Origin of the sequence: Parvibaculum lavamentivorans DS-1, from assembly GCF_000017565.1 — a bacterium.
GTDB lineage: Bacteria > Pseudomonadota > Alphaproteobacteria > Parvibaculales > Parvibaculaceae > Parvibaculum > Parvibaculum lavamentivorans.
In genome coordinates this window covers 1,458,808-1,478,071 of the sequence record NC_009719.1, presented here as the reverse complement: position 1 = coordinate 1,478,071, position 19,264 = coordinate 1,458,808, and the positions used below count along the sequence as shown (strand labels likewise).

At 62.6% G+C, this 19,264-nt stretch carries 25 protein-coding genes; 15 read left to right on the top strand and 10 right to left on the bottom strand.

All coding sequences use genetic code 11. The features are described 5' to 3' along the window. Positions 1 to 148 precede the first annotated feature (148 nt). A complete protein-coding gene (locus tag PLAV_RS19960; RefSeq protein ID WP_281032311.1) occupies positions 149 to 283 on the bottom strand; it encodes a hypothetical protein in 135 nt (44 codons plus the stop codon). A 421-nt stretch (positions 284 to 704) separates the two neighbouring features. Next, a complete protein-coding gene (locus PLAV_RS06830) occupies positions 705 to 1,331 on the bottom strand; it encodes a TetR/AcrR family transcriptional regulator (protein WP_012110238.1) in 627 nt (208 codons plus the stop codon). Positions 1,332 to 1,420: 89 nt separating this feature from the next. Here PLAV_RS06830 and PLAV_RS06825 point away from each other — a divergent pair, with 89 nt between their 5' ends. The 5 genes from PLAV_RS06825 (at position 1,421) to PLAV_RS06805 (ending at position 4,272) form a co-directional block, all read left to right on the top strand. After that, positions 1,421 to 2,422: an NAD(P)H-dependent glycerol-3-phosphate dehydrogenase gene (locus tag PLAV_RS06825; RefSeq protein WP_012110237.1), complete on the top strand. Its 1,002-nt coding sequence runs from the start codon at positions 1,421 to 1,423 to the stop codon at positions 2,420 to 2,422. Between the two features lie 20 nt (positions 2,423 to 2,442). Next, positions 2,443 to 2,727: a YciI family protein gene (locus PLAV_RS06820; protein ID WP_012110236.1), complete on the top strand. Its 285-nt coding sequence runs from the start codon at positions 2,443 to 2,445 to the stop codon at positions 2,725 to 2,727. Between the two features lie 5 nt (positions 2,728 to 2,732). Next, positions 2,733 to 3,158: an EVE domain-containing protein gene (locus PLAV_RS06815; protein ID WP_012110235.1), complete on the top strand. Its 426-nt coding sequence runs from the start codon at positions 2,733 to 2,735 to the stop codon at positions 3,156 to 3,158. Beyond that, positions 3,155 to 3,505: a Rieske (2Fe-2S) protein gene (locus PLAV_RS06810; protein WP_012110234.1), complete on the top strand. Its 351-nt coding sequence runs from the start codon at positions 3,155 to 3,157 to the stop codon at positions 3,503 to 3,505. Before PLAV_RS06815 ends, PLAV_RS06810 begins: the two co-directional genes overlap by 4 nt. 461 nt (positions 3,506 to 3,966) lie before the next feature. Then, positions 3,967 to 4,272 carry a dATP/dGTP pyrophosphohydrolase domain-containing protein gene (locus tag PLAV_RS06805; protein ID WP_012110233.1) on the top strand — a complete coding sequence of 102 codons (306 nt, stop codon included), beginning with the start codon at positions 3,967 to 3,969 and terminating at the stop codon, positions 4,270 to 4,272. On the opposite strand, the gene PLAV_RS06800 is transcribed toward PLAV_RS06805, so the two are convergent. The 3 genes from PLAV_RS06800 to PLAV_RS06790 all read right to left on the bottom strand — a co-directional run bounded on the left by PLAV_RS06800 (position 4,269) and on the right by PLAV_RS06790 (position 5,699). Next, a complete protein-coding gene (locus tag PLAV_RS06800) occupies positions 4,269 to 4,643 on the bottom strand; it encodes a type II toxin-antitoxin system death-on-curing family toxin (RefSeq protein ID WP_012110232.1) in 375 nt (124 codons plus the stop codon). The two genes, PLAV_RS06805 and PLAV_RS06800, sit on opposite strands and share 4 nt — an antisense overlap. 9 nt (positions 4,644 to 4,652) lie before the next feature. Beyond that, positions 4,653 to 4,877 carry a hypothetical protein gene (locus tag PLAV_RS06795; RefSeq protein WP_041535886.1) on the bottom strand — a complete coding sequence of 75 codons (225 nt, stop codon included), beginning with the start codon at positions 4,875 to 4,877 and terminating at the stop codon, positions 4,653 to 4,655. A gap of 75 nt (positions 4,878 to 4,952) precedes the next feature. Next, entirely contained in the window at positions 4,953 to 5,699 is a 747-nt protein-coding gene (locus PLAV_RS06790; protein ID WP_041535885.1) for a creatininase family protein, read from the bottom strand. Between the two features lie 164 nt (positions 5,700 to 5,863). On the opposite strand from PLAV_RS06790, the gene PLAV_RS06785 reads away from it, so the two are divergent. From PLAV_RS06785 to PLAV_RS06770, 4 genes are all read left to right on the top strand, one after another. After that, complete coding sequence (locus tag PLAV_RS06785; protein WP_012110230.1) at positions 5,864 to 6,154, top strand: DUF1330 domain-containing protein; 291 nt, start codon at positions 5,864 to 5,866, stop codon at positions 6,152 to 6,154. A gap of 271 nt (positions 6,155 to 6,425) precedes the next feature. Continuing rightward, positions 6,426 to 6,869, top strand: a complete 444-nt coding sequence (locus PLAV_RS06780; protein ID WP_012110229.1) for a GNAT family N-acetyltransferase — start codon at positions 6,426 to 6,428, stop codon at positions 6,867 to 6,869. Positions 6,870 to 6,903: 34 nt separating this feature from the next. Further along, entirely contained in the window at positions 6,904 to 8,169 is a 1,266-nt protein-coding gene (locus PLAV_RS06775) for a CaiB/BaiF CoA transferase family protein (RefSeq protein WP_012110228.1), read from the top strand. A gap of 295 nt (positions 8,170 to 8,464) precedes the next feature. Beyond that, entirely contained in the window at positions 8,465 to 8,818 is a 354-nt protein-coding gene (locus tag PLAV_RS06770) for an MmcQ/YjbR family DNA-binding protein (protein WP_041536442.1), read from the top strand. 56 nt (positions 8,819 to 8,874) lie between these two features. Here PLAV_RS06770 and PLAV_RS06765 read toward each other — a convergent pair whose 3' ends face one another. After that, complete coding sequence (locus PLAV_RS06765; protein WP_012110226.1) at positions 8,875 to 9,717, bottom strand: sulfotransferase family protein; 843 nt, start codon at positions 9,715 to 9,717, stop codon at positions 8,875 to 8,877. Positions 9,718 to 9,882: 165 nt separating this feature from the next. On the opposite strand from PLAV_RS06765, the gene acs reads away from it, so the two are divergent. Next, positions 9,883 to 11,826: an acetate--CoA ligase gene (gene acs, locus PLAV_RS06760; RefSeq protein WP_012110225.1), complete on the top strand. Its 1,944-nt coding sequence runs from the start codon at positions 9,883 to 9,885 to the stop codon at positions 11,824 to 11,826. Positions 11,827 to 11,977: 151 nt separating this feature from the next. Here acs and PLAV_RS06755 read toward each other — a convergent pair whose 3' ends face one another. The 3 genes from PLAV_RS06755 to PLAV_RS06745 form a co-directional block, all read right to left on the bottom strand. Further along, positions 11,978 to 12,457, bottom strand: coding sequence for a thermonuclease family protein (locus PLAV_RS06755; protein WP_012110224.1), 480 nt, complete (start codon positions 12,455 to 12,457; stop codon positions 11,978 to 11,980). Positions 12,458 to 12,562: 105 nt separating this feature from the next. Further along, entirely contained in the window at positions 12,563 to 13,297 is a 735-nt protein-coding gene (locus PLAV_RS06750; protein ID WP_012110223.1) for an extensin-like domain-containing protein, read from the bottom strand. 35 nt (positions 13,298 to 13,332) lie between these two features. Further along, a complete protein-coding gene (locus tag PLAV_RS06745) occupies positions 13,333 to 13,545 on the bottom strand; it encodes a DUF1674 domain-containing protein (protein WP_012110222.1) in 213 nt (70 codons plus the stop codon). A 110-nt stretch (positions 13,546 to 13,655) separates the two neighbouring features. On the opposite strand from PLAV_RS06745, the gene htpX reads away from it, so the two are divergent. From htpX to PLAV_RS06725, 4 genes are all read left to right on the top strand, one after another. Then, positions 13,656 to 14,519, top strand: a complete 864-nt coding sequence (gene htpX, locus PLAV_RS06740) for a zinc metalloprotease HtpX (RefSeq protein WP_012110221.1) — start codon at positions 13,656 to 13,658, stop codon at positions 14,517 to 14,519. A 48-nt stretch (positions 14,520 to 14,567) separates the two neighbouring features. Continuing rightward, positions 14,568 to 15,890 carry an RsmB/NOP family class I SAM-dependent RNA methyltransferase gene (locus tag PLAV_RS06735; RefSeq protein ID WP_012110220.1) on the top strand — a complete coding sequence of 441 codons (1,323 nt, stop codon included), beginning with the start codon at positions 14,568 to 14,570 and terminating at the stop codon, positions 15,888 to 15,890. A gap of 77 nt (positions 15,891 to 15,967) precedes the next feature. Then, complete coding sequence (locus tag PLAV_RS06730) at positions 15,968 to 16,690, top strand: class I SAM-dependent methyltransferase (RefSeq protein ID WP_012110219.1); 723 nt, start codon at positions 15,968 to 15,970, stop codon at positions 16,688 to 16,690. Positions 16,691 to 16,926: 236 nt separating this feature from the next. Next, positions 16,927 to 17,673, top strand: a complete 747-nt coding sequence (locus PLAV_RS06725) for a class I SAM-dependent methyltransferase (RefSeq protein WP_012110218.1) — start codon at positions 16,927 to 16,929, stop codon at positions 17,671 to 17,673. Positions 17,674 to 17,679: 6 nt separating this feature from the next. Here the strand turns inward: PLAV_RS06725 and PLAV_RS18800 are convergent, their stop codons facing one another. Next, positions 17,680 to 18,453 (bottom strand): FkbM family methyltransferase, encoded by a 774-nt coding sequence (locus PLAV_RS18800; RefSeq protein WP_012110217.1) that lies wholly within the window; start codon positions 18,451 to 18,453, stop codon positions 17,680 to 17,682. A gap of 139 nt (positions 18,454 to 18,592) precedes the next feature. On the opposite strand from PLAV_RS18800, the gene rpe reads away from it, so the two are divergent. Then, positions 18,593 to 19,255, top strand: a complete 663-nt coding sequence (rpe, locus tag PLAV_RS06715; RefSeq protein ID WP_012110216.1) for a ribulose-phosphate 3-epimerase — start codon at positions 18,593 to 18,595, stop codon at positions 19,253 to 19,255. The last annotated feature ends 9 nt before the right edge of the window (positions 19,256 to 19,264 follow it).

Below are 19,264 nucleotides of genomic sequence, written 5' to 3'. Positions count from 1 at the left end.
TCTTATCTCCCCATTCAAAAAAGAACCCCGCCGCGAGGGGGATGCGGCGGGGTCAAAGGCCCTCCGGGGAGGGCTCGGGGAACACCGGATCCCGCTTGAGGGGGAGGGAGAGATCCGGCGGAGGAGAACGTCGAACGGAAGCCTTGGCTCAGACGAGGCGCGCGACGCCCGAGGTCTGCACGATCAGAACGAATGTGTAGGCCACGAGCAGCGCCGCAGCGGCTTTGGCAAAGACGCGTTCGGCGATGCGGTTCAAATTCCGGTTCTGCGTCATATCGATCATCCTTCGTCTCGGGCGGCTGCGCCGCTATCGGTCAATAATCGGTAACCTGTCGCTCAGGCCGCGTATTGCGCGGCGATCTGGGTCAGGAAGGCCAGCGTGTAGCCGGCAATGGCGAGGGTGATGACGCGGTTCGTCAGCTTGCTGTTGAGGTAGGTCATGGCTCGTCTCCGTGAGGCTGGTTCAGCGAGAATTTTCCGGTTGCCCGCTGACAGGCTGGATTTAGGAGAGGCCTGAACAAAAAACAATGAACAAAATCAAAAATATTCAATCATCAGAATTTATGTTGCTGCAACGCAACACAAATTACCCTTTCGGCCGCCATTCACCTTTTAAAACAAGGCGTTAAAAGGACATTGCGCCGCGCCAAGACTATTAGCGCAGCGCAATGAAAATAGAGGCTTGTGGATAAGTTTGGAACGATTCAAGCGGTGATGAGGCGCTTTTCCGGATCGCAACATGCGGCGCCGGACTGCAAGCCGGCGACGATGAGCTGGTAGACGCCTTCGAGTTCGCGCTCGAGTTTGACGAGCGGCAGGCGCGTGAAAAGCTGCGGATAGCTGAACTTGAGAGTGGCCGCCTGGATCATCTCGGCCGCGAAATCCGGATCGGTGACCTGGAATTCGCCGGAGAGATTGCCGAGTTCGATGATGCGGCAAAGCACTTCGCGCTCGCGCTTCAGACCTTCATTGTGAAATTCCGGCCGCTCGGCGGTGACGATCTGCGCCATCTCGACGATCTTGGGATCGTCCTCGAGCTTGTGGAAGGTCTCCCGGAGATCCATGAAAAGGAAATCATGCAGCCGCTCCGCGGCGGTGCGCCCCGGCGTGGTGAGAATGCGCGACAGGTCTTCCGCCGTCTGCATCGACGCTTCGCGGCAGATCGCCTCCGCTATGTCGAGCTTGCCCGCGAAATAACGGTAGAGATTGCCGGGCGACATATCGCAATCGACGGCGAGTTCGGCCATCGTTGTTTTCGTGTAGCCGTAATGCATGAAGCGCCGTTTGGCGGCGGCAATGATTTTCTGGTGCGTATCGTCTGGAGCGGTCATACAGATGATTGTAGAGCGGTCGAGTAAATATTCAACGAAACGTTCAATCATTAGCGCCCGCAACACACAAGCGCGAAACGGAGAGGCTGTTGACGCTGGCATATAGGAAAATAGCGGTGGTGGGCGCCGGCGCGTGGGGAACGGCACTGGCGCAGGTGGCGGCGAGCGCGGGACGAGAGGTGGTGCTGTGGGCACGCGAGGACGAACTGGTCCAAAACGTGAACACGGCGCATGAGAACTCTCTTTTCCTGCCCGGCATCGCCCTTCACAAATCGATCCGAGCGACGGGCGACCTCGCCGAGGCGGCCGAGGCGGATGCGCTGCTGATGGTGACGCCGGCGCAGCATATGCGCGGCGTGCTGGAGCAACTGGCGCCCCGGATCGCGGAAGGAAAGCCGGTCGTGCTCTGCGCCAAGGGCGTCGAACAATCGACCCATCTTCTGCTCACGGAGGTTCTCGCGGAAGCGGCGCCACAGGCGGCCGCCGCCGTCCTCTCCGGCCCGAGCTTCGCCGCCGAAGTGGCGCGCGGCCTGCCGACGGCGGTGACGCTTGCCTGCGAGGATGAAACGGTCGCCGAGGCGCTGACCCATGCGATCGGCATCACGACATTCAGGCCATATTATTCCTCCGACCTGATCGGCGCGGAACTTGGCGGCGCGGTGAAGAACGTGCTCGCGATTGCCTGCGGCATCGTGGAAGGAAAGAAGTTCGGCGACAGCGCCCGCGCCGCGCTGACGACGCGCGGCTTTGCCGAACTGACGCGGCTCGGCCTTGCAATGGGCGCGCGCACCGAAACGCTGATGGGCCTTTCGGGTCTCGGCGATCTCATCCTCACCTGCAATTCCCCGAAATCGCGCAACATGTCGCTCGGCATGGCGCTCGGCGAAGGAAAGACGCTTGAAGAAGTGATGGGCGCGCGCAACTCGGTAAGCGAGGGCGTGCATTCCGCGACCGCCGTCGTGGCGCTGGCACGCAAACATGGTATCGAAATGCCGATCGCCGAAGCGGTGGCGAGGATCGTGACCGGCGCCGCGAAAGTGGACGATGCCGTCGCCGCCCTTCTCTCGCGGCCCTTCCGCAGCGAAACCTGAAACAGAAACGGAAACCGGAAATGCTCTTCTGCCTTATCTGCACCGACAAGCCGAACGCCCTCGAACTCAGGCTCGCGAACCGCGACGCGCATCTGAAATACTGGGGCGAAGCGGGTTGCGTGAAAATCGGCGGGCCCTTCACCAATGACGATGCGAGCGTGATGAACGGCTCGATGCTGGTGATCGACGTGGCCGACCGCGCCACCGCCGAGAAACTTGTCGAGAACGATCCCTACAACAAGGCAGGGCTCTTCGCGCAGACGGAAGTTCGCGCGTGGAAATGGCTTCTCGGACCGAAGGAATAGGCGCGATGGCTTATTGGCTTTTCAAGTCCGAACCGTCGACATGGTCGTGGGACGACCAGAAGAAAAAGGGCGCCAAGGGCGAACCCTGGAACGGCGTTCGCAACTACCAGGCGAACAACAACATGAAGGCGATGAAGAAGGGCGATCTCGGCTTCTTTTATCATTCGGTGGATGAGAAGAGCATTGTCGGCATCGTTCGCGTGATCGGCGAGCACCGGCCCGACCCGACAGACGAGAAGGGAAAGTTCGGTCTTGTCGTGATCGAAGCTGTCGAGGACATGCCGAAACCCGTTACGCTTGACGATGTGAAGAAGGAGCCGGCACTTCACGACATGGTGCTGGCGAATAATTCGCGCCTCTCCGTCCAGCCCGTGCGAGACGAGGAATGGAAGCTCGTCTGCAAGATGGGCGGCCTGAAGAAAGCGCCGTGACGCGACCGGCCCCCGGCACACCGCTTTGCCGCCTCGACGATCTGGACACGCCGGGCACGAAGGGACTGACCTTCGGGCAGGGCGCTGGCCGCTTCGAGATGTTCCTTGTACGGACGGATGACGCCCTGCGCGCCTATGTCAATGAATGCCCGCATGCGAACCAGCCGCTCGACAGCCGGCCCGGCCGCTTCCTCACCCAGGACGAGAAGAGCCTGATCTGCGGCGGCCACGCGGCGCTTTTCCGCATCGAGGACGGGCTCTGTACGAACGGCCCTTGCGCCGGAAAAAGCCTTCAACCCGTGCCCGTCGAGGTCGTCGATGGCGTGGTGAGAATGGCCGCAAAGTGAAGCCATATCGGGGACAAGGGCGGCGACTGTCATCGAACCGTCAACGAACCGTCACAATCGGAATGTGAGCGCTTTGGAGGGACGAGCGCGGAGCGAAATGCGGTACACACATCGTCACGCCGCCCGCCGCGAAATGATCTATCCCCGGCCATTATCCCCCGATGGGGAAATCTCCGGGGCCGCACTTGTCCCCGCTGTGGCAAGGAAGACGCGAAAGAAATCCCCGCTGTGGCGGGCAAGAGACGGGCGGGGAAATCTTTCCATGTTTCGTCATGACCCGGCTTGTCCGGGCCATGACGATGAAGGAAAGGCGCAAGCGGCCTCTGGATTGCTTCGTCGGGCTTCGCCCTCCTCGCAATGACGCCGCTGGCACTGGATATTGGACCCGGCCGACTCGCATCGCGGGATGTATGTTTTAAACACCATATAGGGTGTATACAGATTAATTAAGGAGATGCCTCATGGCGAACCGGCACGAAACGCAATCGACCATCGCGGGATGGGGCGAGGAAACATTCGGCCCCGTCAGCAATCCCGTTGCGCTCGCAAGGCGGGCAAGCATCGAGATGGACGAACTCATCGAGGCGCTGGAGAAGGGCGACACCGAAGAAGCCGCGCGCGAGACTGCCGATGTTCTCATTCTTCTCAACCGCCTCGGCACGACGCTCGGCTTCGATCTTCTGGAAGCTGTCGATGCGAAGATGAAGGTGAACCGCGCGCGCCACTGGGTTCCGGCCGGCGACGGAACGGGCAGGCATCGGGACTAGAGCGCCCGCACCTTCTCCCTCAACCACGGCTCCAGTTTCTCGAACCGGAATTCACCGCGCTCGAAAAGGCCGATCATGAAATCGTAGGCGGCGACGGGGTCTTCCTCGAAGAGATATCCGTTGAGCCGCAGGAAGACGTCCGCGACGGCAAAAGCAATGCGCTTGTTGCCGTCGATGAAGGGATGATTGATGGCGAGGCTTTCGAGCAGCGCCGCCGCTTCCGCGATCACGTCTTCGTAGTAGCCCGTTTGCGGACGAAAGAGCGCGGACTCAACCGCTCCCATGTCACGCACGCCATGCGCGCCGCCATAGAGATCGATCAGTTCCTCGTGAATTACGAGAACCTCCGTCAGCGTCAGATAATCGGGCATCGGCGCGCGCTATTTCGCGAGGCGCTTGTAGAGTTCCGCGTTGCGACGAACGCTATCCCGGAAATGGGACATGACTTCGGCGCGCGGGCTTTCGCCAGACTTCCGCTTGAGGTAGTCGCGGAAGGCATCCTCGACCACGGCCTGAAACTGCCGCCCTTCCGCCTTGGCAAGCTCACGCATCTGCTCAAGCAGTTCGGCATCGGCCTGGCTGGCGAATTTCTGGCGAATGGTCATGAGGCAGTTCCTTTCCGAAGCGTCTTGATGTATCAAGAAATAGCTTGATTTGTCAAGAGAATGCCCTCAAGCCCCTTACGCCGCCTCGAATTTCCGGAAATCCTCGATCAGGCCGGCGACCGAGAGGGCGATCAGCTTCTCGCCGTCCTTCGGATCGGCCAGCGAGGGATCGGAGCCGATGCGGCCGTCGGGGAAGGCGGCGCGGTAGCTATCGGCATCCGTGTAGCGGCCCCAGGGCGCGACCTTCGGCGACATCTCAACATGCTTGATCGCCTGGGGTTGGAGAAAATAAGTGACGGCGACTTCGGATGGCGTCGCATGGGCGCCATGCGACGAGCCGTAGCGCTCCTTGCAGAAATCCATGACGGGTTTGAAATCCCACCAGTTCACGCGGCGGCAGCGGACCGGTCCCCGATTGGAGGCATCCTGGGCGAGCGAGGCGTCTGCATAGATTTCGGCGAAGGCCGCCTCGATGGTCGAGACATTGCCGCCATGGCCGTTGAAGAAGTAGATGCGCTCGAAACCGTGCCGCGCGAGCGACGACACCCAGTCATGCAAGGCGGCGATCATGGTGGAAGGGCGGAGCGTCAGCGTGCCGGGGAAACCGAGATGATGCTGCGCGATGCCGACATTGAAGGTGGGGCCGACGAGAAAGTCCGCCTCCGCGCCGGCGCGTGTCGCGATCGCCTCAGGACAGATCGCGTCCGTGCCGATGAGCCCATTTGGCCCGTGCTGCTCCGTCGAGCCGATGGGAATGACGATCCCCTTCGATCTTTTCAGATAAGCCTCGACTTCGGGCCAGCTCGAATGATGCAGCAGCATGGGGGGATCATAGGGGAGACGGGGGAGAATGTGGAATCGGGGGAGATTCGAGGGCCGCGGCAAACCACATCTATTTTGAGCAAGGGCGTCTGCGAAAGGAGTGGCTTACGAAAGGAAGCGGTCTCCCGCACCCTTTCTCCATTCGGAACCCGAGGGAGAACCCCATGACCGTCTATGCGCTGGCGCAGTTCACCATTCACGACCGGGCGCGGTATGAGGCCTATGCGGCGCGTTTCGCCGAGACGATGAAAGGGCGGAAGGGGCGGTTGCTGGCGGCTGAGGAGAACCCGGAAGTGGTGGAAGGGACATGGAAGGGGACGAAACTCGTGCTGATCGAATTCCCTGACGAGGCTTCCTTCCGCGACTGGTCGGAAAGTGCGGAGTACCGCGCGATCTCGGCCGACCGCGAGGCGGCGACGGAGGGCTCGGTGCTGCTGGTGAGGGGATTGGGGTAGCGGGACGCGTCCACTCCCTTACCCTGCTTTGCCACACCCATAGATGTCATCCCGGCGAAGGCCGGGACCCAATCCACGCCGAGTTTTATTTCGCGGAAGAGGGCGGAGTGCTGCGTTGATGCTGCGCGTAGCCGCGCTTGCTGGGGGAACCAATGGGTCCCGGCCTTCGCCGGGATGACACTTCTGGTTTGGGCGATCGCACGGGCATCTGGAACCAAGGAGCATAACGGTTTGCATCGCCTTGCCCGCCCCGGCGCGCTAGACTTCCCCCATGCTCATCCGCCCCGCACGCAGAAACGAGTGGCAGAGGGTCGCCGACGTCTTCATCGCCGCGCGGGCGGGGATGGAGTATCTGCCGCGGCGTCACAGCGACGAAGAGACAAGGGCTTTCATCCGCGGCACGGTGGAAACGGGAAGCGTGTGGGTGGCGGAAGGCGGCGGCTGCGTGGCGGGGTTTGCGGCGCTGGAGCAGACGCGCGACGGCGCATGGCTTCACCATCTCTATGTCCATCCGCGCGAACATAACGCAGGGGCAGGCTCCCTTCTGCTGGCGCGGGTGAAACTTGAACTGCCTGCGGGCTTTTCCCTCTGGACGTTTCAGGCCAATCTCGGCGCCCGGCGCTTCTATGAGCGCCACGGCTGCAGGGAAGTGCGCCGCACCGACGGCGACAACGAAGAAAACCTGCCCGACATATTGTATGAGTGGCGCCCGTAAAGAGGCGCGAGAGACGGCAAGCGGGGAAAGTGCGTTGAGCGAACAGAAGAACAAGCAACTCGAAACCGAGAACAAGGGCCCGCTCAAGGGCGTGCGCATCGTCGATCTCACCGCCGTCGTCTTCGGCGCCTATGCGACGCAGATCCTGGGCGACATGGGCGCCGACGTCATCAAGGTCGAAGCGCCCTCGCCGACCGGCGGCGGCGGACAAGGCGGCGACATCATGCGCTGGCCGGGCCACCTGCCGGAAGGCGCGGCGGCGGACCTCGGCCCGATCTTCATGACCATCAACCGCAACAAACGCTCGGTGCTGCTCGACCTCGGCAAGGCGGAAGGCCGCGAGGCGCTGCTGAAGATCGTCGCGACGGCGGACGTACTCACATCCAACATCCGCTATGCGGCGATGAAGAAGCTGGGCTTGTCGTATGAAGATGTGAAGGCGGTGAAGCCCGACATTATTTTCGTGCATGCGGCGGGCTATGGCTCGGACGGGCCTTATGCCGGATTGCCGGCCTATGACGATCTCATTCAGGCGGGCTCCGGCGCGGCGGACCTTCTCGGCCGCATGGATGGCGACCCGAAGCCGCGCTATATCCCGACCATCATGGCGGACAAGGTGTCCGGATTGTTCATGGTGCAGGCGGTGACGGCGGCGCTCTTCCACAAGGAGCGGACCGGCGAGGGACAATTCGTCGAAGTGCCGATGCTCGAAGCCGTCACCTCCTTCGTGCTTGCCGAACATTTCTACGATCACGTCTATGACCCGCCGACCGGGCAATGGACCTATGGCCGCATCACCAACCCGGACCGCCGCCCCTATCGCACCAAGGACGGGCATATCGGCCTCCTTCCTTATTCCGACAAGCAGTGGGAACAGTTTTTCGAACTGGCGGGGCGGCTCGACGATTACAAGAGCGATCCGCGCTTCAACAATTACAAGGCGCGCACGATCCATATCCGCGACCTCTATGCGATGATCGAGGAGACGACGGAGACGAAGACGACGGAGGAATGGCTGGCGCTCTTGAAGCCTTTGTCGATCCCTGCCGTGAAGATGAACCGGCTGGACGATCTGCAGGACGATCCGCATCTGAAGGCCGTCGATTTCTTCGCCCGCTACGACCATCCGCATGCCGGACCCTATTTCGCGCTGAAGCCGCCGGTGCGCTTCATGGCCTCGCCGTCGAGCATCCGCAGGCATCCGCCGCGCCTCGGCGAGCAGACGGCGGAAGTGCTGCGCGAAGCGGGCATGAGCGAGGCGGAGATCGCGCGGCTCGCGGGCGACGCGGAGAAGGTGTGAGTTCTGTCGCTCTTTTTCCACCCTCCCCCTGTGGGAGGGTCGAAATTTTCGAGCGTCAGCGAGATAAATTTCGGGGCGGGGTCATCGCCCTGACAGACAAACTCGCCGGCGACTGTATTCGTATCTTCTTCGGCGACCCCGCCCCAAACTGCCTTCGGCAGTTTGACTGCCCTTCGCGGAGCTCAGGGCGTTCGGTGCTCGAAAAGGTCCACCGGACCTTTTCGTTTGCTCCGCAAACCGCCCCTCACCCCACAAGGGGAGGGTGGAAGAGAATAAGCGAGGATGAGGCATGCCCCTGACCTATCGCGAGTTCAACAGCTTCTGCGGCTCGCTGCCCGCCACCACTTATGTCGTGCAATGGGGCGGCGCGCATGTCTGGAAGGTGGGCGGCAAAGTCTTCGCGATCGGCGGCTGGGAACGCGGCCATCATCCCGGCATCACCTTCAAGGTCTCCGAGATCGGCTGGGAAATCCTGCGCGAGGCCGAAGGCTGCCGCCCGGCGCCTTATCTCGCCTCGCGCGGCATGAAGTGGATCCAGAGCTACGACACGGGCCTCGGCAAACGGGAGCTGAAACAATATCTGAAAGCCTCGCATGACCTGGTCGCGGCGGGACTGAGCAGGAAGAAGCGCGCGGAGCTTGGGCTCTGAGCGAAGCGGAGATCACGGCGCTGACGGAACGCGGGACGGCGAAGGCGGGACAGGTATCAGACGCGCCAGGAGGCCGGCAGGCGGGCGCCGAACTCCGCCTGGCAGAAATCATAGACCGGCGCGAATTTCTCGCGCGCCAGCGACGCCATTTCGGGCGCGATGGTGGCGGGCTTCGCCGCCGCATTGACCCTGACGTCATAGGCGCCGGGGAGGAATCTCAACCCCAGAAAATCGCAGAGCCGGGTAATTTCCGCATCGTTGAAAAGATCTTCGTAGAAGCCGATGAAGAGCTGCCGCTCGTCCAGGACCGAGCGGATGGTGGCGACGGTGTCGTGATAATAGGAATTTCTGAGATAGGTGTCGTCGTCCAGGAGCCGCAGGAACAGCGCCTGTTCGCTTTCGCCCTTGAGCCTGCCGGCACGCCAATCCATGCGCAGATGGGAAAAATATCTGTCGACGGGATCGCGCAGAAGAAGGACGAGCTTCATGTTTTCGAAGCGGCGGCCGAGATCCTCGAAGGCGGCGCGCGGCAGCAGCGAATATTCAGGCGTTATCTCGCCAAAATGCGTAGCGCCGGCGGGCACGTATTTTTCGAAATAGGCGAAATAGGCTTCATTGCTGTCCGCCATCGCGAGGCGCGCCCTGATATGCTCCAGCCTTTCGCGGCGGCGCGCGCTCGGCCAGATCTGCTGGCGAAACAGGATGCGCTCTTTCCGCTTGAAATATTTCTCGATCGGCGCGCGGCGGCCGGGCAGATATTTCGCCTCCAGATAATGCATTTCCTTCAGCGGCGAGAGAAAGACCTCCGGCCTCGGATTGAGATAGGACTGCAGCCAGGTCGTTCCCGCCTTCTGCGCGCCGACCCCCAGAACGAATGTCTTGCCGTCAAGTGCGCTCATGCCGCGACATGTCTCCGCGCTGAAAATGCATCGATGGGCGCAACCTATCGCGACTTCCACGCGGCGAGAAGCGGAAAGCGCCGTGATGGTGCGATCCTTGCCGCGCCCCGGACTTGGCGGGCATAATGCCGCCAACCAGAAACCGCGTCTTCAAGGGAGGCCTCCATGTCCGATGAAATTTTTCCCGTTCCCGCCGAATGGAAGAAGCGCGCCATCGTGGATGCGGAGAAATACCGCCACATGTATGAGGCAAGCATCAACGACCCGGAAAGCTTCTGGCGGCGCGAGGGACTGCGCATCGACTGGATGAAGCCCTATACGAAGATCAAGGACACGAGCTTCGACCCGCATAATGTCTCGATCAAATGGTTCGAGGACGGGACGCTCAACGCAAGCGTGAACTGCATCGACCGGCACCTCGAACGCCGCGCCGGCCAGGTGGCGATCATCTGGGAAGGCGACGATCCCTCCATCGACCGGAAGATCACCTATCGCGAGCTTCACGACGAGGTCTGCCGCTTCGCCAATGTGCTTAAAGCACGCGGCGTGAAGAAGGGCGACCGCGTCACGATCTACATGCCGATGATCCCGGAAGCGGCCTATGCGATGCTCGCCTGCGCGCGGATCGGCGCGGTGCATTCGGTGGTCTTTGGCGGCTTCTCGCCGGACAGCCTGGCGGGGCGCATTGTGGACTGCGCTTCCAGCTGCGTCATCACGGCGGATGAAGGCGTGCGCGGCGGAAGGAAAATTCCGCTGAAAGCCAATACCGACGAGGCGCTGAAGAAATGCCCCGGCGTCAAAAGCGTGATCGTCGTGAAGCATACCGGCGGCGCCGTCGCCATGGAGAAAGGACGCGACGTCTGGTACGCAGAAGAAGCGGCGAAGGTTTCCGCCACCTGCGCGCCGGAAGAGATGAACGCGGAAGACCCGCTTTTTATTCTGTATACGTCCGGTTCGACCGGAAAGCCAAAAGGCGTGCTGCACACGACCGGCGGCTACATGGTCTATGCGTCGATGACGCATCAATATGTCTTCGACTATCACGACGGCGACATTTACTGGTGCACGGCGGATGTCGGCTGGGTGACGGGCCACAGCTACATCCTCTACGGGCCGCTGGCGAACGGCGCGACGACGCTGATGTTCGAGGGCGTGCCGAACTATCCCGACGCCTCGCGCTGCTGGCAGGTGATCGACAAGCATGAAGTGAATATTTTCTACACCGCGCCGACCGCCCTTCGTGCATTGATGCGCGAAGGCGAGGAGCCGGTGAAGAAGACGAGCCGCAAATCGCTGCGGCTCCTCGGCTCCGTCGGCGAACCGATCAACCCGGAAGCCTGGCTCTGGTATCACCGCGTGGTGGGCGACGGGCGCTGCCCGATCGTCGATACATGGTGGCAGACGGAAACCGGCGGCATATTGATCTCGCCGCTGCCCGGCGCCATCGCGACGAAGCCGGGCTCGGCAACGAAGCCTTTCTTCGGCGTGCAGCCGGTGATCGTGGACGCGGAAGGAAACGTGCAGGAAGGCGCGACGACCGGCAATCTCTGCATCGACGATAGCTGGCCCGGCCAGATGCGCACCGTCTATGGCGATCATCAGCGCTTCGTCGAAACCTATTTCATCCAGTATCCCGGCCGCTACTTCACCGGCGATGGCTGCCGCCGCGACGAGGACGGCTATTACTGGATCACCGGCCGCGTCGACGACGTGCTGAACGTCTCGGGCCATCGCATGGGAACGGCGGAAGTCGAAAGCGCGCTGGTCGCGCATCCGAAAGTCGCGGAAGCCGCCGTGGTCGGCTATCCGCACGACATCAAGGGCCAGGGCATCTATGCCTATGTGACGCTGATCGCGGGCGAGGCGGCGACGGAAGAGTTGCGGAAGGAACTGGTGACCTGGGTGCGGAAAGAGATCGGCCCGATCGCCTCGCCGGACCTCATCCAGTTCGCGCCCGGCCTGCCGAAAACGCGCTCCGGCAAGATCATGCGCCGCATCTTGCGCAAGATCGCCGAGGACGACTTCTCCAATCTCGGCGACACCTCGACACTGGCCGACCCCTCCGTCGTCACCGACCTCGTGGACAACCGGCAGAACAAGGCGGGGTAGGCACGGCAAGGCTCCAATGGAACCCGAAGCTCCCTGCCGGGTTTTTATGACAGACGGTTTTGAATGACGACAGGGAGAAGACAATGCGCGGCATTTTGCTTTGGGCTATCGGCGTTCCAATTCCGATCATTATCCTGATCTATCTTCTCTTCTAGTTCGCGCTCTCTTCGGGCGGCGGTGCGAGCGGCAGCGCGGCGAGGCGGCACCAGCCCGCCCGCGCGCCGCCATCATAGACACGCGCATGGCCCTTCGCGATGAGGGCGGCGGCGACGTCGCCATGAAATGCGCTTTCGATCCGCGCCAGCACGCGGCCGCCATATTTGTCGGTCTCGATGTCGCTGAGACGGACCCGCCCTTGCGTCAGCGACGCCAACGCATCGCGCGCCGCCCGCGCCCTCGCCTTCTCTTCCTCGCATTTGCCCCTGAGCTCCGGCGTGTCGATACCGGCAAGCCGGACATGCGTCTCGACCGTCTGGCCGAGCCAGATGCGGGCGCGCACGACGAGCGAATCCCCGTCGATCACGCGCACCACCTCCGCCTCGACCGGACCGGCAAGGCGCTCGGCGGCAAAGGCGGCGGATGAGGGAAAGGCCGCCGACAGGGCAAAAAGGGAGGCGAGATACGCACGCATGATAAAACCGAAATGGAGGTATTTAATCCGTTTATGGATTATATTCCTATATCCTCGGCCGGGCAATATGAGAATAGCGGTGACTGATCCGAACAGGACCAGTCCTCACCGGCACATCCCCCACCGCGTCATTTCGAAGTGGAAGTGATTGCCGTGGAGGGCGTTGTATTCAGGGCCGAGGACGGTGGAGAAGAGGCCGCAGGCGCCGTCATGGACCTCCGTGAGGAAGCGGCCTTCGGGACTGTCCTTGCCCCAGTCGCGCTCGACCGAGACGCTTTTGCCGTTTGCGAGATCGAAGCCCGCTATGTCGATGGCATTGGCGGCGGCATGGCCGCTGCGGCGGCCCGACACGGCATTGTTCACATTGCGGCAGGCATAGGTGCCGAAATGGCGGACGCGCGTCACCTCCGAACCGAAATGGGCTTCGGCTGCCTTCGCCACGACATGACGCTCCCACATGAGAAGCGCCGCCGTGGCCGGGCAGGTGAGGCGGATGCCACCCCCATAAGAGATCTGCGATTGCTGGAGATAGAGGCCCTGCGGCATGCCGCAGCCTTCCGACGGGGAGGAAATGCTGTCGCGCCGCGCCTTGGCGCCCGACGCCCGGACGACCGACATGCAGATGTCGTATTCGCCCTCGAGGCCCTTGAGCTTGAGCGGCGTGACGATGTTCGGCTCCTCGCGCAGGTCCGGCGGCACGAAGGGATTATAGGCATCGGGAAAATAGATGAAGGCGAACCAGCCGGCGGCGACGAGGCCGCCGACGAAAAGGACGAAGCGGAGAGCGATACCGGCGACGGCGAGCAGGCGGCGGGCGCGGGGCGAAAATCTCTCGTTCAAATGTCTTCCTCGGCCGATGCCCCCCGGGGCCCGCTTCAGAAATCGCTCGTGATGCCCTTCACTTCCCAATCGCCATAGCGCGTGGGCTCATTGCCGCCGCGCCCGGCGATCTCGCGCGGCCGCGCCGGCGCGGCATCGGCCGCCTTGCGGCGCTCTTCCGCCTCCGCAAGCGCGCGGCGGGCAGCGGGCGTCAGCTCTTTTTCAGGCGCGGGAGGCGACGGATTCCCGCCCTCTTCACCGTTTATCATGGGACATCCTGTCCTTATTGAACCCCGTTCCTCTAGAATACATATAAGGCAGGCGCAAATATGTTCCACTTCAGACGCCGCAAAGCGAATAAGAGGTAGCTCGAAAAACCATGAACACCGTCAAAACCGGAATGCTGCTCGCCGCCATGACCGCGCTTTTCATGGGCCTCGGCTTTCTGATCGGCGGTCCCAAGGGCGCCATGATCGCTTTTTTCATCGCCGCCGCGATGAACCTTTTCGCCTACTGGAATTCCGACAAGATGGTGCTGCGCATGTACAAGGCGCGGCAGGTGGACGAGACGACGGCGCCGAACTATGTCGGCATCGTGCGGCAGCTCGCGCAGAATGCCGGCATTCCGATGCCCGCCACCTACATCATCGACAATCCGCAGCCGAACGCCTTTGCCACCGGCCGCGACCCTGAACACGCCGCCGTCGCGGCGACCACCGGCCTCATCAAGATGCTGACGCCGGAGGAACTGGCCGGCGTGATGGCGCATGAGCTTTCGCATATCAAGAACCGCGACACGCTCATCATGACCGTGACGGCGACGATTGCCGGCGCCATTTCCATGCTGGCGAATTTCGCGCTTTTCTTCGGCGGCAACCGCAACAATGCGGGCGGGCTTATCGGCACGCTGGCGCTTGCGATCCTTGCGCCGATGGCAGCCGCCCTGGTGCAGATGGCGATCAGCCGCACGCGCGAATATTCGGCCGATGCGGGCGGCGCGGAAATTTCGGGCAATCCGCTCTGGCTTGCCTCGGCCTTGCAGCGGATCGACGAAGCGGCGCGGCGCGCGCCCAATGAGGCGGCGGAAGCAAACCCCGCCACCGCGCATATGTTCATCATCAATCCGCTGAACGGACGCGGCCGCGACAATCTTTTCTCCACCCACCCCGCGACCGGCAACCGGATCGACGCCCTGCGCCGCATCGCAGAGACGATGGGCAGCCGCTCACGTCCCTGGGGCTGAGAAAGCGGGGCCCTTTCCCGGCGCGCGCGCCTGTGCTCTAAACCGAGCATGAACCGCGCAGACGAAACCGGCCTTGCCGCCCGCCAGGGCGCCGCCTCCATTCTCACAGCCGTGCTGAAAGAGCGCCGCGCCTTCGACGATGCCTTCATCGCCGAAGCCGCAAGCGGGCATCTGCGGAATGCCGAGCCCCGCGACCGCGCCTTTGCCCGCGCCATCACCGCGACGGCGCTCCGCCGCCTCGGCACCATCGACCACATTCTCTCGCTTCTGATCGACAAGGAACTGCCGAAGCGCGCGGGCGCCACCGAGAACATTCTCCGCGCCGGGCTGGCCGAAATCCTGTTTCTGCGCGTCGCCGCCCATGCGGCGGTCGGCATGAACGTGGAGGCGGCGTCGCGCGACGAGAATGCGCGCCACTTCAAGGCACTGGTGAACGCGGTGCTGCGCCGCGCCACGCGCGAAGGCGACGCCATTCTCGATAATCTCGATACGGAACGTCTCGACACGCCGGACTGGCTTTGGCAAAGCTGGAGCGCGGCCTATGGCGAGGAGACCGCGCGCGCGATCGTACGGATGCATTATGCCGACCCGCCGCTCGACATCAGCGTGAAGCGCGCCGAAGAGCGGATGACAATCGCCGAGGCGCTGGGCGCGACGGTCCTGCCGAGCGGTACGCTTCGCCTCGAGGATGCCGGACGCATCGAGGACCTGCCGGGCTTTGACGACGGCGCATGGTGGGTGCAGGACGCCGCCGCCGCGCTGCCCGCGAAGCTGCTCGGCGATGTGACCGGCCGCGAAGTGCTCGACCTCTGCGCGGCACCGGGCGGCAAGACGGCGGAGCTTGCGGCGGCGGGCGCGCATGTGACGGCGCTCGACCGCTCGCGCCCGCGCCTCGACCGGCTGGAACAGAACCTTTCCCGGCTCGGGCTTGAGGCGAAAACCGTGGTGGCGGACGCAACCGCCTACGCGCCGGGACGCACATGGGACCTCATCCTGCTCGACGCGCCCTGCAGCTCCACCGGAACGGCGCGGCGCCACCCCGATGTGCCGCATCTGAAATCGCCCGCCGACCGCGACAAGCTGGCGGCCTTGCAGGCAAGACTGCTCGCCCATGCGGCAACGCTGCTCGCGCCGGGCGGCACGCTCGTCTATTGCACTTGTTCGCTGGAGCCTGAGGAAGGTGTGCGCCAGGTTGAAGCGTTTCTCGCCGCGCATCCGGCTTTCCGCCGCCAGCCTGTCGGAGTGGAGGACGTTGCCGGACTGGGTGAGATCGTCACGGGTGAGGGCGATTTGCGCACGCTGCCCTGCCACCTCGCCGCGCTGGGCGGGCTGGACGGGTTTTATGCCGCGAGGCTGACACGCGCATCCTGATTTTTCATAACCATTGACGGCAATAGCGCGGGAATGCAGGCTGCTGCCTCCACCCGAACAACCACATCATAGAGATCATGAACCCCGAAATTTGCATTGTCTGCGACGGCGAGATTTTCGAGCCGGCCGGCACTCACAGCGGCTATTCGCTTTTTCATTGCCTGCAATGCGGACTGCGTTTCACCCACCCGATACCCGGCGCAGCCGAGATCGCGGCGATCTACACGGAGTACGGCACCAACCGGAGCTACGCGGCCAAGGCGGAACGCAAGATCCGGCGTTCGATGAAACGCATTCGCCGCTACATGAACCGGGGCCCGGGCAAACGCTTCCTCGATGTCGGCTGCAATGTCGGCACGGCGGTGGAGGCGGCGCGGCGGCTTGGGCTCGACGCCCATGGTATCGATATCGGCGACCAGAGCATTGAGATCGCAAGGGAGATGTTTCCCGGCGGACATTTCCACGCGGGGCCGATAGAGAGCCTGCCCCCGGAATGGGGCCAGTTCGATTTCGTTTATTCAGCGGAGGTGATCGAGCATCTGCCGGACGCGAATGCCTATTTCAATGCACTCAGCCTACGGATCAAACCGGGCGGGCTTCTCTTCCTGACGACTCCGGATGCCGGGCACTGGCGCGTACCGTCGGAATTCACCAAGTGGGACCAGGTGTTCCCTCCACACCACCTCCTCTATTTCACAAAAGACGCGATGCGCCGCTTTCTCGATCGCCACGGCCTTGAGGTGGTCAAGTTCGAATGGAAATTGAAGCCCGGTCTGCACGCGATTGCCCGCAGACGGTAACGCTTACCTGCCGGCGCGGCAGACAAGCGCGGAGAGTTCCATCCGCTTACTGCGCTTACCGTGCTAGGTGAGATCGTCACATGTGAATTCCACCTGTGTATTCCGACGCCGCGCCGCGCGGACTGGATGGCTTTTCCCCCGAGCCCCGTGTCGTAAATTGACGTAGCAATTATCGCTGTGCATTCTGCACTCATCGGACAACCGACGAGCCGCCGGGTTGTCCAATGGGGGGAGGAATGGCCGGCACAAGCAACGCCATGATTGCGCCTGCATCCTGCATCGTCTGCGGGACACACGACTTTGCGCCGCTCGGCACCAAGGGCAGATACAATCTTTTTCGCTGCCGCGCCTGCAGACTGGCCTTTGTGCATCCGATGCCCTGCACCTCGGAAATAGCCGCGATCTACGAAAAATATACATTGCACGACAGCTATGAACGCCGCGCGCGCCGCAAGATCATCCGCTCCACGCGGCGTCTGCGCCGATATATGCACCTGTCCCCCGGCAACCGCTTTCTCGACATGGGCTGCAGCATCGGCACCGGCGTCGAAGCGGCAAAGCGCCTCGGTTTCGAGGCGCATGGCATCGACATCGACGAGGACAGCGTCGGCACAGCGCGAAGATTGTTCCCGGACGGACGATATCACGCGGGCACGATCGACAGCCTGCCGGCGGAATGGGGACAATTCGATTTTCTGTTTTCGGTGGAAGTGATCGAGCACCTGCCCGACCCGCATGCCTATTTCGAGGCGCTGGCGCCGCGCGCGCGAAGCGGAGCATTGCTCTATCTGACGACGCCGGACGCAGGCCATTGGCGCGTGCCGAAAGATTTTCCCAGCTGGCACCATGTTTGCCCGCCGCAGCATCTTCTGTTCTTCAACAAGCACGCCATAGGACGGTTTCTCGACCGGCACGGCTTCGATGTCGTGAAGTTCGAATGGAACCTGAAGCCGGGAATGAAGCTTCTCGCGAGAAAACGCTGAGCGAAGCTAGGCCGCTGCGATGCGGGGCGCCTCGGCTTCCGCTATGAAAAAATAATCCGCCGAACCCGCGAAGCCCTCGACCGGCACCATCTTGTAGCCATCGCGCTCACGCACGCGAAAGATTCGGTAGCCGAGAGGCGCGAGGAGATCGAATATCTCACCCGGCGAAGCCCCGACCCGCGTCAGCGTATGCTCCATCACCTCAAGCAGCAGAATGGGCCGGAAGCGGCCAATCGTTCCGAGCGCGCCGCGCAGGAAATTGACCTCCCAGCCCTCGATGTCGACCTTGATGAAGTCGACCTTTTCGAGACCCTCCCGGGCAACGAAATCGTCGAGGGTGATGAGGCCGATCTGCTGGGCAATGGCGACCGGCCGCGTTTCCGCGCCGATATGCGCATTGCCAAAGCCGACCGTACCGCTCTTCTTCATCGGTAGATTGAGCACCTCGCTGCCTTTCTTGTCCGAGAGACCGAAAGGCACCACGCGCACATTGCGGAAACCGCGCCAGCGCAGCACGGGCCGCAGGATCGACAGCGCATAGGCACTCGGCTCGAACGCATAGACAGCGCCCTGCGGCACCAGGCGGCCGAAGAGCTTCGCGAACTGGCCCGAATGCGCCCCGACATCGATGACGACGCCATCCGCCGGCAGTAAGTTGGCGATCTGAACGCCGAATTCGCGGTGATACTGGTAAAAGAAAGCCTTGAAGAAATGGGCAAACCAAGTGAGCCGCTGACGCCCGTTCAGGCGCAAACGCTCCGTCTCGACGGAAGAATTCATGTCCCCACCGGACCGTTGACGGTCCGGACCCCCTCGTTCTTGCACCCCGGGAATCTAGCTGTTAAGCACTGATTCCAGAAGCCCCGATTGCAGGATACAGGCGGGGCCCGGACAAGTCACACCACAAGAGTGTCCAGCCATGAGCGGCATCAAGATCGCACCGTCGATTCTGGCATCGGACTTCGCCCGTCTGGGCGAGGAGGTGCGCGCCATCACGGAAGCGGGCGCCGACTATATCCATGTCGATGTGATGGACGGGCATTTCGTGCCGAACATCACCATCGGCCCCGATGTGGTGAAGGCGATCCGGCCGCATTCCGACAAGGTCTTCGACGTCCATCTGATGATCTCGCCGGTCGACCTCTATATCGACGCCTTCGCGAAGGCGGGCGCGGACATCATCACCTTTCACCCGGAAGCGGGACCCCACCCCCACCGCACCATCCAGGCGATCAAGGCGGCGGGCTGCAAGGCCGGGCTGTCGCTCAATCCGGGCACGCCGCTCGAGCTGCTCTGGCCGCTTCTCGGCGATCTCGACCTCGTGCTCGTCATGTCGGTAAACCCCGGCTTCGGCGGGCAGAGCTTCATCGAAAGCCAGCTTGCCCGTATCGAGATCATCCGTAAACGGATCGACGAGAGCGGACGCGCCGTCGAACTCGAGGTCGATGGCGGCATCAATCTCGACACGGCGCCGCGCGCCATCGCGGCGGGCGCCGATGTGCTCGTTGCCGGCACGGCGACATTCAAGGGCGGACCATCCGCCTATGCAAAGAACATTGCGGCGCTGCGCGGCGGCGCCTGATACCGGGCG

Excerpts from the sequence above, each read along its gene's own strand:
- PLAV_RS06830 (WP_012110238.1), bottom strand. The coding sequence starts at position 1,331 with ATGACCGCTCCAGACGATACGCACCAGAAAATCATTGCCGCCGCCAAA.
- PLAV_RS06820 (WP_012110236.1), top strand. The coding sequence starts at position 2,443 with ATGCTCTTCTGCCTTATCTGCACCGACAAGCCGAACGCCCTCGAACTC.
- PLAV_RS06795 (WP_041535886.1), bottom strand. The coding sequence starts at position 4,877 with ATGACCATTCGCCAGAAATTCGCCAGCCAGGCCGATGCCGAACTGCTT.
- PLAV_RS06735 (WP_012110220.1), top strand. The coding sequence starts at position 14,568 with ATGAACCGCGCAGACGAAACCGGCCTTGCCGCCCGCCAGGGCGCCGCC.
- PLAV_RS06815 (WP_012110235.1), top strand. The coding sequence starts at position 2,733 with ATGGCTTATTGGCTTTTCAAGTCCGAACCGTCGACATGGTCGTGGGAC.
- PLAV_RS06790 (WP_041535885.1), bottom strand. The coding sequence starts at position 5,699 with ATGCTGCTGCATCATTCGAGCTGGCCCGAAGTCGAGGCTTATCTGAAA.
- htpX (WP_012110221.1), top strand. The coding sequence starts at position 13,656 with ATGAACACCGTCAAAACCGGAATGCTGCTCGCCGCCATGACCGCGCTT.
- PLAV_RS06805 (WP_012110233.1), top strand. The coding sequence starts at position 3,967 with ATGGCGAACCGGCACGAAACGCAATCGACCATCGCGGGATGGGGCGAG.
- PLAV_RS06755 (WP_012110224.1), bottom strand. The coding sequence starts at position 12,457 with ATGCGTGCGTATCTCGCCTCCCTTTTTGCCCTGTCGGCGGCCTTTCCC.
- PLAV_RS19960 (WP_281032311.1), bottom strand. The coding sequence starts at position 283 with ATGATCGATATGACGCAGAACCGGAATTTGAACCGCATCGCCGAACGC.
- PLAV_RS06765 (WP_012110226.1), bottom strand. The coding sequence starts at position 9,717 with ATGAGCGCACTTGACGGCAAGACATTCGTTCTGGGGGTCGGCGCGCAG.
- PLAV_RS06745 (WP_012110222.1), bottom strand. The coding sequence starts at position 13,545 with ATGATAAACGGTGAAGAGGGCGGGAATCCGTCGCCTCCCGCGCCTGAA.
- PLAV_RS06780 (WP_012110229.1), top strand. The coding sequence starts at position 6,426 with ATGCTCATCCGCCCCGCACGCAGAAACGAGTGGCAGAGGGTCGCCGAC.
- PLAV_RS06800 (WP_012110232.1), bottom strand. The coding sequence starts at position 4,643 with ATGCCCGATTATCTGACGCTGACGGAGGTTCTCGTAATTCACGAGGAA.
- PLAV_RS06725 (WP_012110218.1), top strand. The coding sequence starts at position 16,927 with ATGGCCGGCACAAGCAACGCCATGATTGCGCCTGCATCCTGCATCGTC.
- rpe (WP_012110216.1), top strand. The coding sequence starts at position 18,593 with ATGAGCGGCATCAAGATCGCACCGTCGATTCTGGCATCGGACTTCGCC.
- PLAV_RS06730 (WP_012110219.1), top strand. The coding sequence starts at position 15,968 with ATGAACCCCGAAATTTGCATTGTCTGCGACGGCGAGATTTTCGAGCCG.
- PLAV_RS18800 (WP_012110217.1), bottom strand. The coding sequence starts at position 18,453 with ATGAATTCTTCCGTCGAGACGGAGCGTTTGCGCCTGAACGGGCGTCAG.
- PLAV_RS06785 (WP_012110230.1), top strand. The coding sequence starts at position 5,864 with ATGACCGTCTATGCGCTGGCGCAGTTCACCATTCACGACCGGGCGCGG.
- acs (WP_012110225.1), top strand. The coding sequence starts at position 9,883 with ATGTCCGATGAAATTTTTCCCGTTCCCGCCGAATGGAAGAAGCGCGCC.